At 63.0% G+C, this 13,497-nt stretch carries 13 protein-coding genes; 8 read left to right on the forward strand and 5 right to left on the reverse strand.

Annotation, left to right across the window (positions count from 1 at the left end; genetic code table 11):
• The 8 genes from ppsA to APH35_RS23930 all read left to right on the forward strand — a co-directional run.
• Nucleotides 1-1,964: phosphoenolpyruvate synthase (gene ppsA, locus APH35_RS23895; RefSeq protein ID WP_060515643.1), on the forward strand; the 1,964-nt coding region annotated here is incomplete at its 5' end.
• Nucleotides 1,965-2,066: 102 nt separating this feature from the next.
• On the forward strand, nt 2,067-3,059 hold the full coding sequence (locus APH35_RS23900) for an alpha/beta fold hydrolase (RefSeq protein WP_223296400.1): 993 nt from the start codon (nt 2,067-2,069) through the stop codon (nt 3,057-3,059).
• A gap of 157 nt (nt 3,060-3,216) precedes the next feature.
• Nucleotides 3,217-3,708, forward strand: coding sequence for a ribonuclease E activity regulator RraA (gene rraA, locus APH35_RS23905; protein WP_060515644.1), 492 nt, complete (start codon nt 3,217-3,219; stop codon nt 3,706-3,708).
• A gap of 27 nt (nt 3,709-3,735) precedes the next feature.
• Nucleotides 3,736-4,731: a zinc transporter ZntB gene (locus APH35_RS23910; RefSeq protein ID WP_012271267.1), complete on the forward strand. Its 996-nt coding sequence runs from the start codon at nt 3,736-3,738 to the stop codon at nt 4,729-4,731.
• Nucleotides 4,732-4,818: 87 nt separating this feature from the next.
• Nucleotides 4,819-5,091: a hypothetical protein gene (locus tag APH35_RS23915; protein ID WP_012271268.1), complete on the forward strand. Its 273-nt coding sequence runs from the start codon at nt 4,819-4,821 to the stop codon at nt 5,089-5,091.
• Nucleotides 5,092-5,093: 2 nt separating this feature from the next.
• A complete protein-coding gene (locus APH35_RS23920; protein ID WP_004376138.1) occupies nt 5,094-5,918 on the forward strand; it encodes a mechanosensitive ion channel family protein in 825 nt (274 codons plus the stop codon).
• A 114-nt stretch (nt 5,919-6,032) separates the two neighbouring features.
• On the forward strand, nt 6,033-6,599 hold the full coding sequence (gene sigX / locus APH35_RS23925) for an RNA polymerase sigma factor SigX (protein ID WP_003248665.1): 567 nt from the start codon (nt 6,033-6,035) through the stop codon (nt 6,597-6,599).
• 111 nt (nt 6,600-6,710) lie between these two features.
• Nucleotides 6,711-7,745: an OmpA family protein gene (locus tag APH35_RS23930; protein WP_012271270.1), complete on the forward strand. Its 1,035-nt coding sequence runs from the start codon at nt 6,711-6,713 to the stop codon at nt 7,743-7,745.
• A gap of 96 nt (nt 7,746-7,841) precedes the next feature.
• Here APH35_RS23930 and cobA read toward each other — a convergent pair whose 3' ends face one another.
• From cobA to APH35_RS23955, 5 genes are all read right to left on the reverse strand, one after another.
• A complete protein-coding gene (gene cobA, locus APH35_RS23935) occupies nt 7,842-8,582 on the reverse strand; it encodes a uroporphyrinogen-III C-methyltransferase (RefSeq protein ID WP_060493285.1) in 741 nt (246 codons plus the stop codon).
• A gap of 26 nt (nt 8,583-8,608) precedes the next feature.
• Nucleotides 8,609-10,279, reverse strand: coding sequence for a bifunctional protein-serine/threonine kinase/phosphatase (locus tag APH35_RS23940; protein ID WP_060493284.1), 1,671 nt, complete (start codon nt 10,277-10,279; stop codon nt 8,609-8,611).
• A 1-nt stretch (nt 10,280) separates the two neighbouring features.
• On the reverse strand, nt 10,281-11,492 hold the full coding sequence (locus APH35_RS23945; protein ID WP_060515645.1) for a nitrate/nitrite transporter: 1,212 nt from the start codon (nt 11,490-11,492) through the stop codon (nt 10,281-10,283).
• A 203-nt stretch (nt 11,493-11,695) separates the two neighbouring features.
• Nucleotides 11,696-12,271, reverse strand: coding sequence for an ANTAR domain-containing response regulator (locus tag APH35_RS23950; protein WP_012271274.1), 576 nt, complete (start codon nt 12,269-12,271; stop codon nt 11,696-11,698).
• Nucleotides 12,272-12,282: 11 nt separating this feature from the next.
• Nucleotides 12,283-13,497, reverse strand: a complete 1,215-nt coding sequence (locus APH35_RS23955; protein WP_060493282.1) for a CmpA/NrtA family ABC transporter substrate-binding protein — start codon at nt 13,495-13,497, stop codon at nt 12,283-12,285.

Below are 13,497 nucleotides of genomic sequence, written 5' to 3' on the forward strand. Positions count from 1 at the left end.
AGCAGGAAACTTTCCTGAACATCCGCGGCGTCGATAACGTGATCCGCGCGGCCAAGGAAGTGTTCGCTTCGCTGTTCAATGACCGCGCCATCGCCTATCGCGTGCATCAGGGCTTCGACCACAAACTGGTCGCCCTGTCTGCCGGCGTGCAGCGCATGGTCCGCTCCGAAACCGGCACCGCTGGCGTCATGTTCACCCTCGACACCGAATCGGGCTTCCGCGACGTGGTGTTCATCACCGGCGCCTATGGCCTGGGCGAAACCGTGGTGCAGGGTGCAGTCAACCCTGACGAATTCTACGTACACAAGAACACCCTGCAGGCCGGCCGCCCGGCCATCCTGCGCCGCAACCTGGGCAGCAAGGCGATCAAGATGGTCTATGGCGAAGAAGCCAAGGCCGGCCGTTCGGTCAAGACCGTCGAAGTCGACCGTGCCGAACGCGCACGTTTCTGCCTGAGCGATGACGAGGTCAGCGAGCTGGCCAAGCAGGCCATGATCATCGAGCAGCACTACCAGCGCCCGATGGACATCGAGTGGGCCAAGGACGGTGACGACGGCAAGCTGTACATCGTCCAGGCCCGCCCTGAAACGGTGAAGAGCCGCTCCAGCGCCAACGTCATGGAACGCTACCTGCTGAAAGAAAAAGGCACCGTGCTGGTCGAAGGCCGTGCCATTGGTCAGCGTATCGGCGCCGGCAAGGTTCGTGTGATCAACGACGTATCGGAAATGGACAAGGTCCAGCCGGGCGACGTGCTGGTCTCCGACATGACCGACCCGGACTGGGAGCCGGTGATGAAGCGCGCCAGCGCCATCGTCACCAACCGCGGTGGCCGTACCTGCCACGCGGCGATCATCGCCCGTGAGCTGGGTATTCCGGCGGTAGTCGGTTGCGGCAACGCCACCCAGGTACTCAAAGACGGCCAGGGCGTGACGGTATCCTGCGCCGAAGGTGACACCGGCTTCATCTTCGAAGGTGAGCTGGGCTTCGACATCAAGCAGAACTCGGTCGATGCCATGCCCGAGCTGCCGTTCAAGATCATGATGAACGTCGGCAACCCGGACCGCGCATTCGACTTCGCCCAGCTGCCCAACGCCGGTGTCGGCCTGGCGCGCCTGGAATTCATAATCAACCGCATGATCGGTGTGCACCCCAAGGCGCTGCTGAACTATGCGGGCCTGCCTGCCGACCTGAAAGACAGCGTCGACAAGCGCATCGCCGGCTACAACGACCCGGTTGGCTTCTACGTCGAGAAGCTGGTCGAGGGCATCAGCACCCTGGCGGCGGCCTTCTACCCGAAAAAGGTCATCGTGCGCCTGTCGGACTTCAAGTCCAACGAGTACGCCAACCTGATCGGCGGCAAGCTGTACGAGCCGGAAGAAGAAAACCCGATGCTGGGCTTCCGCGGTGCTTCGCGCTACATCAGCGAATCGTTCCGTGACTGCTTCGAACTCGAGTGCCGTGCGCTGAAGCGTGTGCGCAACGAAATGGGCCTGACCAACGTCGAAATCATGGTGCCGTTCGTGCGCACCTTGGGCGAAGCCAGCCAGGTTGTCGACCTGCTCGCCGAGAACGGCCTGGCCCGCGGCGACAACGGCCTGCGCGTGATCATGATGTGCGAGCTGCCGTCCAACGCCATCCTCGCCGAAGAGTTCCTGGAATACTTCGACGGCTTCTCGATCGGCTCCAACGACCTGACCCAGCTGACCCTGGGCCTGGACCGCGACTCGGGCATCATTGCCCACCTGTTCGACGAGCGTAACCCTGCGGTCAAGAAGCTGCTGGCCAACGCCATTGCCGCGTGCAACAAGGCCGGCAAGTACATCGGCATCTGCGGTCAGGGCCCATCGGACCACCCGGACCTGGCCAAGTGGCTGATGGAGCAGGGCATCGAAAGCGTGTCGCTGAACCCGGACTCGGTACTCGAAACCTGGTTCTTCCTGGCCGAAGGCCAGGGCGCGGCCTGATGCGGTAAAACGCGGGGGGGCGTCTGGCGTCCTCCCGCCTGGTTTTTTCCAGGGCGAGCTCCAGCAATGGACCCCGCCCTTTTTTGTGCACCAAGCAACCTTATGCAAAGCAGCAGCATTCTTTTCCCCGTGGCCCTGCTCAGTGCCGAGCGCCGCGGCGACCTCAGCGAAGACGTGTACCGGATCAAGGCCGGCAACGGCCCGGACCCCAGCGTCGAACTGGCCGTCACCCGGCTGGGGCTAGCCGACCAAGGCCAGGCTCAGGGCGTGCCGGTCATTCTCCTGCATGGCAGTTTTTCCAATCGGCGTTTCTGGTATTCGCCCAAAGGGGTTGGTCTGGGCGCCTACCTTGCGCGCGCCGGTTTCGATGTGTGGATCCCGGAAATGCGTGGCCACGGCCTGTCGCCGCGTAACCAGGCCTGGAAGCACAACAGTGTTGCTGCGTATGCCCGTGAAGACCTGCCACTGATCAACGCATTCGTGCGCGAACAGTCGGGCCAGGCACCGCATTGGGTGGGCCATTCTCTTGGCGGCACCACGCTGGCGGCCGCCTTGGGCGGTGGTTTCCTGGCTGCCGAGCAGGTGGCCAGCGTGGCACTGTTCGGTACACAGATCAGCCGCGTCTATTGGCCGCTGAAAGTGCCACCGCTGGCCTGGGGCGCGAAACTGCTGCTCAAGCGCTGGGGGCAGATATCGGGGCCGCGCTTCAAGCGTGGGCCGGAAGACGAGCCCATAGGCCTGGCTCTGGAGAGCATGCGCTGGCACGGTCTGTTCGGGCGTTTTGGCGACAAGAAGCACGATTGGTGGGCGGGGCTCGCAGAGGTGGATGTGCCGTTGCTGGCGGTGGCCGGTGCGGGCGACTTCCAGGACCCGGTATGGGCCTGTCGCAAGCTGTTCGAGCAGTTGGGTGGTGAGCGCAAGCAGTTCCTGCGGCTGGGGCGTGAGGAAGGCTTCGATGCCTTCGGGCATGTCGACATGCTGGTAAGCAAGGCCGCGCAGGTGCAGGTATGGCCGCTGGTGGAACGCTGGTTGCGCGACCCGCTGTTGCCGGTGCATGAGTCCACCTTGGCAGTGGAGCCGGTGCCCGCCAGCTGACTCTGCTCTGCCTGTACCGGCCTTTTCGCGGACGCGCCCGCGAAGAGGCCGGTACAGGATGAATACAAATGACTGCCCGGTCCCGGATGACTGCGACAGCCTCCACGGTGTAGCCTTGGCCGATACCCGCTTTCGTTGTGACTGACAGGAGCTTCCCATGCAGCATTACGTAACGCCCGACTTGTGTGACGCCTACCCGGACCTGGTGCAAGTGCTGGAGCCGATGTTCAGCAATTTCGGCGGCCGCGATTCGTTCGGTGGTCAGATCGTCACCATCAAGTGCTTCGAGGACAACTCGCTGGTCAAGGAACAGGTCGAACTTGACGGCAAGGGCAAGGTGCTGGTGGTCGATGGTGGTGGTTCGCTGCGCCGTGCACTGCTCGGCGACATGCTGGCCGAAAAGGCCGCCAAGAATGGTTGGGAAGGCCTGGTGATCTACGGTTGCGTGCGTGACGTCGACGTGTTGATCCAGACCGATGTCGGCGTGCAGGCCCTGGCCAGCCACCCAATGAAAACCGACAAGCGCGGTATCGGCGACCTCAACGTGGTGGTGACCTTCGCCGGGGTAACATTCCGCCCGGGCGAATACGTATATGCCGACAACAATGGTGTTCTGGTATCGCCAAGCCCGCTGGAAATGCCGGAGTGATGCGCCGCACGCGCTGATGGAGCTTTGATGTTCGAGGAAGACAACGCGCAGTGGGGGCTGGTGCATGCCCTGGTGCTCGATGGCAGAGGCGGCGCGCGCTCGATTGCCCGTACCGAACTGGACGACCTGCAACTGCAGCCGGAGCAGAGCCTGTGGCTGCACTGGGACCGCAGCCATCCGCAAACCCGCACCTGGCTGTTGCATGACAGCGGCCTGAGCGAGTTTGCCTGCGACCTGCTGTTGGAAGAAAACACCCGGCCACGCCTGCTGCCCATGGCGGACGAACAGCTGTTGCTGTTCCTGCGTGGGGTCAACCTGAACCCCGGCGCAGAGCCCGAAGACATGGTTTCGGTACGTATCTTCGCCGAGGCTCAGCGGGTCATCTCGCTGCGCCTGCGGCCGTTGCGTGCCAGCGACGAAATTCTGCAGCTGCTGGAGCAGGGCAGGGGGCCGAAATCCGCCTCTGAGCTGTTGCTGTTGATGGGTGAACTGCTGACCGAAAAGGTCCAGGGCCTGGTCAGTGACCTGTCCGAGCTGGTCGACCTGGAGGAAGAAAAGGTCGAATCCGACGAACGGTATACTCCAGAGCAAGGCAGCCTGCAGCAAATTCGCCGCCGTGCCGCCGGCTTGCGCCGCTTCCTCGCCCCACAAAGGGAGATCTACGCCCAGTTGTCGCGCAGCAAATGGAGCTGGTTCGCCGATGCCGATGCCGATTACTGGAACGAGCTGAACAACAGCCTGATCCGCTACCTCGAAGAGCTGGAACTGACCCGCGAGCGTGCCGCGCTGGTGCTGGAAAGCGAAGACCGCCGGCGTAGCGAGCGGATGAACCGCACCATGTACCGCTTCGGCATCATCACCTGCATCTTCCTGCCCATGAGCTTCATCACCGGGCTGCTGGGCATCAATGTCGGCGGCATACCCGGGGCGGATAATCCTTTGGGTTTTTTGTTCGCCTGCATCGTTGTGCTAGGGCTGGCGGTGGGGCAGTGGTGGCTGTTCCGGCGGTTGCGATGGGTCTAGGCGTGCATTTTGAAACATTCGTCCCAATCGGATGTGTGACCCATTGCCGGGCTACCTCGTCTCTTGCTGATACTGCGCGAGGTGCCTATGCACGATCCGTTTGAAGAATCCCTGCGCGACCTGCTCAAAGCGTCACCCTCCGGCAATGACCGGGATGACCGGGACGATGCCGCTTGCCTGGGTCGCGTGCTGAAAACCGCCAACCGCCAAGTTGGCGCGGGCGATCTGTTCAGCCTGCTTGGCCGCTGGTGCCAGGCGCTGCTGATTGCCGTGAACAATGGCTCGGCGCATGTCGCGCCGGTGCGTCGACACTCTTCCCGCAACGCTGCCACTGGCAGCAAAGCAGATAAGGCCGATTGAATATGGAACTCGATCTCTGGACCCAGAGCCTGGTCACCGCGATGACCGCCCTTTGGACCAAGGTGGCGAACTTCATCCCTAACCTGTTCGGCGCGCTGGTCGTGGTGCTGCTCGGTTTCGTGGTGGCCAAGCTGCTCGACACGCTGCTGTCCAAGCTGCTGGCCAAGTTTGGCCTGGACCGCCTGATGGCCGGCACTGGCCTTACCAAGATGCTTGGTCGGGTTGGCATCCAAGTGCCGATCTCGACCTTGATCGGCAAGATCGTCTACTGGTTCGTGCTGCTCATCTTCCTTGTCTCGGCCGCTGAGTCGCTGGGCCTGGAACGGGTTTCGGCCACCCTCGACATGCTCGCCCTGTACCTGCCCAAGGTATTCGGCGCCGCCCTGGTGCTGCTGGCTGGCGTGCTGCTGGCACAGGTTGCCAACGGTCTGGTTCGTGGCGCCGCCGAAGGTATCGGCCTAGAGTACTCGGCGGGGCTTGGGCGTATTACCCAGGGCCTGGTGATCATCATCAGCATCTCGGTAGCCATCAGCCAGCTGGAGGTGAAAACCGACCTGCTGAACCACGTCATCGTTATTGGGCTGATTACCGTTGGTCTGGCCGTTGCGCTGGCCATGGGCCTCGGCAGCCGCGAAATCGCCGGGCAGATCCTGGCCGGTATTTATGTGCGCGAGCTGTACCAGGTAGGCCAGCAAGTGCGGATTGGAGAGGTCGAAGGGCATATCGAGGAGATCGGTACGGTGAAGACGACGCTGCTGACCGATGATGGCGAACTGGTGTCACTGTCTAACCGCGAGCTGCTTGAACAGCGTGTCAATAGCCGCTAACCGCACAAAAGCTGTTAATGTATGCCGCCGCGAAATTCGACCCACGGGGTCGGCGCGGCGACATTGACCTGACTGTCGGCCAGATTCGTTTTGAATAAAGTTCATTCGCCGCCCATGCGTTATGACCCCCGCGAGCTCACCGACGAAGAGTTGGTGGCGCGTTCGCATGAGGAGCTGTACCACGTTACCCGCGCCTATGAGGAGCTCATGCGGCGCTACCAGCGGACCCTGTTCAACGTCTGTGCGCGTTATCTGGGGAACGACCGGGACGCGGACGATGTCTGTCAGGAGGTGATGCTCAAAGTGCTGTATGGGCTGAAGAACTTCGAGGGTAAATCCAAGTTCAAGACCTGGCTCTACAGCATCACCTACAACGAGTGCATTACCCAGTACCGCAAGGAGCGCCGTAAACGTCGGTTAATGGATGCCTTGAGCCTGGACCCTGTTGAAGAGGCGTCTGAAGACAAGGCCCCGAAGCCGGAAGAAAAAGGCGGGCTGGACAAGTGGTTGGTGCATGTGAACCCGATTGACCGGGAAATTCTGGTGCTACGTTTTGTCGCAGAATTGGAATTTCAGGAAATTGCCGACATCATGCACATGGGTCTTAGCGCGACGAAAATGCGTTACAAGCGCGCGCTAGACAAGCTTCGTGAGAAATTTGCTGGCCTCGATGAAACTTAGTGGCGTGCAAATATCTCTAACGGATCGGCGAGTTCTGCTAGACTTGCCGTCGAGTTGTCCCCCTTGTTTGTGGTGGGACTGCTTAACTATCACCAGATGGGGATTTAACGGATGAAATTGAAAAACACCTTGGGCTTGGCCATTGGTTCGCTCGTAGCCGCCACCTCGATTGGCGCTATGGCACAAGGTCAAGGCGCCGTCGAGACCGAAGTTTTCTACAAGAAAGAATTCTTCGACAGCCAGCGCGACTTCAAGAACGACGGCAACCTGTTCGGCGGCTCGATCGGTTACTTCCTGACCGACGACGTTGAACTGCGTCTGGGCTACGACGAAGTGCACAACGCTCGTGGCGAAGACGGCAAGAACATCAAGGGCTCGAACACCGCCCTGGACGCCGTTTACCACTTCAACAACCCGTACGACGCTATCCGTCCGTACGTTTCCGCTGGTTTCTCGCACCAGTCGCTGGGCCAGACCGGCCGTGGCGGTCGTGACCACTCCACCTTCGCCAACGTTGGCGCTGGCGCCAAGTGGTACATCACCGACATGTTCTACGCCCGTGCCGGCGTAGAAGCTCAGTACAACATCGACCAGGGCGACACCGAGTGGGCCCCAAGCGTTGGTGTTGGCCTGAACTTCGGCGGTAGCCCGAAGCAAGCCGAAGCCGCTCCAGCTCCAGTTGCTGAAGTTTGCTCCGACTCCGACAACGACGGCGTTTGCGACAACGTCGACAAGTGCCCAGACACCCCGGCCAACGTTACCGTTGACGCCGACGGCTGCCCGGCTGTTGCCGAAGTCGTTCGTGTTGAGCTGGACGTCAAGTTCGACTTCGACAAGTCGGTCGTCAAGCCAAACAGCTACGGCGACATCAAAAACCTGGCTGACTTCATGAAGCAGTACCCACAAACCACCACCGTGGTTGAAGGTCACACTGACTCCGTGGGTCCAGACGCTTACAACCAGAAGCTGTCCGAGCGTCGTGCCAACGCTGTCAAGCAAGTCCTGACCCAGCAGTACGGCGTAGAATCCAGCCGTGTTGACTCGGTTGGCTACGGCGAAACCCGTCCGGTTGCTGACAACGCCACCGAAGAAGGCCGTGCTATCAACCGTCGCGTTGAAGCTCAGGTAGAAGCTCAGTCCAAGTAATTGGCCTGATGTTTCATGAAAAACCCGGCCTCGGCCGGGTTTTTCTTTGCCTGGGTTTTATCCGGGCTCAAAGGCTGCTCCTGTAGGGACAGGCATTCAGCCCGCGATTGCGTCCAGTCGCAGAATCTGCTGCTCCCCAACCACCTCTCCAATCACCAGCACTGCCGGGCTGCGCAAGCCAAACCCGTGCGCATCCTCGACCATTCTCCGCACGTCACTCCTGTGCGCTCGCTGTTGCGGCAATGAAGCATTCTCGATCATCGCCACCGGCATCCCTGGCGCCATGCCACCATCCAGCAAGCCCTGGCGCACCTGCTCCAGCCGCGCTACCCCCATGTACACCACCAGCGTCGTGCCGCCCTGGGCCAATGCCGCCCAGTTCAGTGCGCTGTCATCCTGGGTATGCGCCGTCACCAGCGTGACGCCCCGGCTGACACCGCGCGAAGTCAGGGAGATCCCGCACTGCGTTGCGCCGGCCAGGCCGGCGGTAATGCCGTTGACCAGCTCTACCTCGATGCCATGCCCGCGTAACCACAGCGCCTCTTCACCGCCACGGCCAAAGATGCAGGGGTCGCCGCCCTTGAGCCTCACCACGCAGCGGCCCTGTCGCGCATGGCGCAGCATCAGGCGCTGGATGAACGCCTGCGGTGTAGAGCGGCAGCCGCCGCGCTTGCCCACGGCAATCACCCGTGCTTGCGGGCAGTGCGCCAGCACCGCCGGGTTGACCAGGTCGTCGATCAGGACCACGGCGGCTTGCTGCAAAGCTCGCACAGCCTTGAGGGTGAGCAGTTCGGGGTCACCAGGGCCGGCACCCACCAACCATATTTTTGCATTCATCGAGGTGTCCTCATCGGCAAGTTGCGTCAGCCCTTGAGCAGGGTAAGCAGCAGTATCAGATTGATCAGCAACGACAGCAGGGCCAGCGTGCGCCACACTTTCACCGGCTCGCGCTCAAGCAGTGGGCGTGGTCGGCTGGGCAGTTCCTGACGGTCGCCGCGTTCGAGCAGCAGCAACCAATGCTCGGCGGTTTCGAAGCGCTGGGCAGGGTCGACCGCCAGGGCCTGCTGCAGGTTGTGCTGCAACCATTCCGGCAGGTCGGGGCGATAGCGCGAGGCGTTGACCGGCTGGCCGAAGCGCGGGCGTTGAAAGGCTTCTATCTCGCCGTACGGGTAGTGGCCGGTCAGCAGGTGGTACAGCGTCACGCCCACTGCATACAAGTCCTGGCGCGGGCTGGGTGGCAGGCCATCGAACGCTTCCGGGGCGATGTACGAGGGCGTGCCGGGCAGCTCGTGCCGCGGGTCTTCGGACAGGCCCGGGCAATAGGCCAGGCCGAAGTCCAGCAGGCGCAGTTGACCATCGCGGCCCAGGTGCAGGTTGTCGGGCTTGATGTCGCGGTGCAGCAAGTTGCGCCGGTGCAGCACGCCAACTGCCTGTAGCAGTTGCCGAGCGACCTCCAGCCATTGCGCCAAAGGCAGCGGGCCGTGTGCGGCCAGCAGTGCCGACAGGCTTTGGCCGGGGTATTCGCGCATCACGTAATACAGGTGCTGGCGCTGGCTGGCGGCGTGCAGCTCGGGGAAGTGCCGGCCAGCGATGCGGCGCAGGAACCACTCCTCCAGCAACAGGCCTTGCGCTGCCCCCGGTTCCTGTTCGCGCGCAGCGGGCAGGGTTTTGAGCAACCACGGTTGGTTCTGGCTATCGCGCACTTGGTACAGCAGGGACTGGCGGCTGTGTGCATGCAGTTTTTCAACCTGCCAGCCGTCGATCACCTGGCCTTCACGCAGCGGGCCGGGCACTGGCCATTCTTGCAGCTGTGCCAGGGTATCGCCCAGGTTGGCTGGGCCCAGTTGCTCGACGTGCACCAGCAAGGCGCTGGCGTTGTCCTGGCTGCCGTTGAGGTGCGCGCTGGCAACCAGGGTGTCGGCGGCCAGTTGCAGATCAGGCTGCTCGCGCAGCACGGCCTGGATGTGTTGCTCGCCCAGGCTGGCCCAGACCCCGTCGCTGAGCAGCAGAAAGCACTCGCCCGGCTGCAGCTCGCCTTCCAGGTAATCCACCAGCAGGTGCTGGTCCAGGCCCAGCGCGCGTTTGAGTACGTGCTGCATGCCCGGCTGGTCCCATACATGGTCTTCGCTAAGGCACTGCAGGTTCCCATCGTGCCAGCGGTACACCCGGCAGTCGCCAACGTGGGCCAGGGTAAAGCGCCGGCCGCGCAACACCAGCGCGCTAAGGGTGGTCAGCAACGGCTGGCCGCTGCCCTGGGCACGCAACCAGCGGTTTTGCGCCAGCAACAGGCGGTCGAGGGCCTGGGCGACGCTCCAGGTGGCCGGAGTGGCGTAGTAATCCAGGGCCAGCGCCTGCAGGCTGGCTCGCGCTGCCAGGCCGCCGTCGGCGCATTGGCTGACGCCATCGGCCAGGGCGAACAGGTAGCCTTTGCTGGCGGCCAGCTCTGGCGCCGGGGTAACCAGGCGCAGGGCGTCCTGGTTTTCCGCGCGAGGCCCAGTGGCGCTGGCTTGGGCAAAGCTCAATTGCAGGCTCATCTCAGACCCGTGCTGCCGTGACTGCAGCCGAGCCCCAGGTGGTGCGCCAGCGCTGTTTCACGCCATGAAGGCCAAACCACGCCAGCAGGCCCAGGCTGGCGAACAGCCACAAGCCAAGTTGGTAGTCGCCGGTGTGCTGCTTGATAGTGCCAAGCCCGGCCGCCAGCAGGAAACCGCCAATGCCGCCGGCCATGCCGATCAGCCCGGTCATTACACCGATTTCCTGGCGAAAACGTTGCGGCACCAGCTGGAACACCGCGCCGTTGCCGGCGCCCAGGCCAAGCATGGCGCTGACGAACAGCGCCAGTGCGGCTGCGGCAGAGGGCAGGTTGAAACCAACTGCGGCGATGCAGATAGCTGCCACGCTGTACATGCCCAACAGGGTACGGATGCCGCCAAAACGGTCAGCCAGCGCGCCGCCGAGCGGGCGCATCAGGCTGCCGGCGAACACGCAAGCTGCGGTGTAATAGCCGGCGGTGATCGGGCTCAGGCCGTACTGGTCGCTGAAATAGCCGGGCAGGGCGCTGGCCAGGCCGATGAAGCCACCGAAGGTGACGCTGTAGAAGAACATGAACCACCAGCTGTCTCGGTCACCCAGGGCCTTGAGGTAGTCGGCCATGGCTTTCGGTTTGGGCCGTTGTGGGGCGTTACGCGCCAGCAGGGCGAACACCGCCAGCACCAGTGTCAACGGGATCAGCGCAAAGCCGAACACATTGTTCCAGCCAAAGCCTGCAGCCAGCGCCGGCGCCAGCAGGGCGGCGAACACGGTGCCAGAGTTGCCGGCGCCGGCGATGCCCATGGCCTTGCCCTGGTGCTGTGGCGGGTACCACTGCGAAGCCAGTGGCAGCGACACAGCGAACGAAGCACCCGCGAACCCCAGAAACACCCCCAGCAGCAGCGCTTGTTCATAGCTGTGCACGCCCAGGTGCCAGGCTGCGGCCAGTGCGACGATAACCACCACCTGGCCGATCAGGCCGGCGGTCTTGGGTGACAGGCGGTCCACCAGCACGCCCATGGCAAAGCGCAGGATAGCCCCGGCCAGGATCGGCATGGCCACCATCAGGCCCCGTTGTTGTGCGCTCAGTTGCAGGTCGGCAGCAATCTGCACCGCCAGTGGGCCCAGCAGGTACCACACCATGAAGCTGAGGTCGAAGTACAGGAACGCGGCGAACAGCGTGGGCACATGCCCGGATTTCCAGAAGCTGGTACTCATCGAACACCTCACTCGGCAATGCAACGGAACGAAAAAGACGCCGCCACCCGCTCCACGGGGGTGGAGGGGAGAGCGACGTCTTTGTCGGGATTTAAGTGGGGCAACCGCCGTTGGCTACCGGTGATGTTTGTTCAGCAAGAGATGGGCCAAGTGTTGGCGTGCCTATGGGTTTTCAGTGCCTGTGAGGTCTCAGGCCAGGCGCATTACCCCAGCATCTCGTGCATGGCAATGATCTGTTCGGCCACCTGGATCAGCTTCTGCTGCCGGCTCATGGCCTGTCGGCGCATCAAGGTGTACGCCTGCTCTTCGTTGCAATCCTTCATCTTCATCAGCAAGCCCTTGGCCTGCTCGATACGCTTGCGCTCGGCCAGTTGCTGATCGCGCGCCAGCAGCTGCGCTTTCAGTGCCTGGTCGCTTTCGAACCGGGCCATGGCCACATCCAGGATCGGCTGCAGCCGCGCCGCATGGATGCCCTCTACGATATAGGCGCTCACCCCTGCCTGTATCGCCTGACGCATCACTCCGGGGTCGTGCTCGTCAGTAAACAGCACGATGGGGCGTGGCTGGTCACGGCTGACCAGTACTACCTGCTCCATCACATCGCGGTCGGGTGAGTCGGTGTCGATCAGCACCACGTCCGGGCGCACTGTTTCGACGCAGGCGGGCAGGTCGATGGTCAGGTCTGGGGCTTCGATGACTTCGAAGCCTGCCTCGCTCAATGCTGCCTTGAGGCGGCCGAGTTTGTTCTGGGTGTCGTCGATCAGCAGGATGCGCAACATGCTGGTCTCCCTCACAGGCCGACACGGGCATTGGGCTGGTCGCCCAAGGCGTGCAGGCTGAAACTGCGGGCATAGCCGTAGGGGTCGCTGCCGTCCCAGCGGGTGCCGTCGATCAGCAGGCTGCTGCGCATCGGTAGCTCCAGGCAGGCGATGCCCAGGCTTTGCGCGGCCTCACTGTACAGCCGCAGCTGCTGGACCTGACGGGCCACGCCCAAGTAGTCGGGGTCTTCGCGCAGCAGCCCCCAGCGGCGGAACTGGGTCATGAACCACATGCCGTCGGACAGGTAGGGCAAGTTGGCCCGACCCTGGTCGAACAGGCGCAGGGCGTGCGGGTCTTGCCAATGGTTGCCCAGGCCGTCCTGATAGTGGCCGAGCAGCCGCGGTTCTATGGTGTCCAGTGGGGTATCCAGATAGGCGCTGCCACTGAGCAGTTGCGCGGTGCTGCGGCGGTTTTCCGGGCTTTGCTCGATGAACCGGCTGGCCGCGAGGATCGCCTTGATCAGCGCGCGGGCACTGTTGGGGTATTGCTCGGCAAAGGCGCGCGCGCAGGCCAGGACCTTTTCCGGGTGATCCGGCCAGATCGACTGGCTGGTGGCCAAGGTGAAGCCTTGGCCCTTGGCCACAGCGTCGGCGGCCCACGGTTCACCCGCGCAGAAACCGTCAATGCGCCCGGCCTGGATGTGTGCAGCCATCTGCGCCGGTGGCACCACTACGCTGTCGACGTCGCGCAGTGGGTGGATACCTTGGCTGGCCAGCCAGTAATACAGCCACATGGCATGGGTGCCGGTGGGGAAGGTCTGGGCGAATGTCAGGCGTGCGCCATGCTGGTGCACCAGGCGCGCCAGCGCTTCAGGGTTGGTCACGCCCTTGCGCTGCAGGGCCGGCGACAGGTTGATGGCTTGGGCGTTCTGGTTCAGCCCCATGAGCACGGCCATGTCGTAGGCGGGTACGCCACCGATGCCCAGGTGTACGGCGTAGACCAGGCCATACAGGCAATGCGCGGCGTCCAGTTCGCCGCTGACCAGCTTGTCGCGTAACCCGGCCCACGAGCCCTGGCGCTTGAGATTGAGAGTAAGGCCGTGCTGCTGGGCGAAGCCCTGGGTGGCGGCGACCACTACCGACGCGCAGTCGGTCAGGGCCATGTAACCGATGTTCAGGCTGGGCTTTTCTGGCGCGTCGCTGCCGTTGACCCAGGCCAGGGGCGTTGCTCGTAGTGCGGTGTTCAC

The organism is Pseudomonas sp. NBRC 111132 (assembly GCF_001320565.1).
GTDB lineage: Bacteria > Pseudomonadota > Gammaproteobacteria > Pseudomonadales > Pseudomonadaceae > Aquipseudomonas > Aquipseudomonas putida_P.

Excerpts from the sequence above, each read along its gene's own strand:
- APH35_RS23900 (WP_223296400.1), top strand. The coding sequence starts at position 2,067 with ATGCAAAGCAGCAGCATTCTTTTCCCCGTGGCCCTGCTCAGTGCCGAG.
- rraA (WP_060515644.1), top strand. The coding sequence starts at position 3,217 with ATGCAGCATTACGTAACGCCCGACTTGTGTGACGCCTACCCGGACCTG.
- APH35_RS23910 (WP_012271267.1), top strand. The coding sequence starts at position 3,736 with ATGTTCGAGGAAGACAACGCGCAGTGGGGGCTGGTGCATGCCCTGGTG.
- APH35_RS23915 (WP_012271268.1), top strand. The coding sequence starts at position 4,819 with ATGCACGATCCGTTTGAAGAATCCCTGCGCGACCTGCTCAAAGCGTCA.
- APH35_RS23920 (WP_004376138.1), top strand. The coding sequence starts at position 5,094 with ATGGAACTCGATCTCTGGACCCAGAGCCTGGTCACCGCGATGACCGCC.
- sigX (WP_003248665.1), top strand. The coding sequence starts at position 6,033 with ATGCGTTATGACCCCCGCGAGCTCACCGACGAAGAGTTGGTGGCGCGT.
- APH35_RS23930 (WP_012271270.1), top strand. The coding sequence starts at position 6,711 with ATGAAATTGAAAAACACCTTGGGCTTGGCCATTGGTTCGCTCGTAGCC.
- cobA (WP_060493285.1), bottom strand. The coding sequence starts at position 8,582 with ATGAATGCAAAAATATGGTTGGTGGGTGCCGGCCCTGGTGACCCCGAA.
- APH35_RS23940 (WP_060493284.1), bottom strand. The coding sequence starts at position 10,279 with ATGAGCCTGCAATTGAGCTTTGCCCAAGCCAGCGCCACTGGGCCTCGC.
- APH35_RS23945 (WP_060515645.1), bottom strand. The coding sequence starts at position 11,492 with ATGAGTACCAGCTTCTGGAAATCCGGGCATGTGCCCACGCTGTTCGCC.
- APH35_RS23950 (WP_012271274.1), bottom strand. The coding sequence starts at position 12,271 with ATGTTGCGCATCCTGCTGATCGACGACACCCAGAACAAACTCGGCCGC.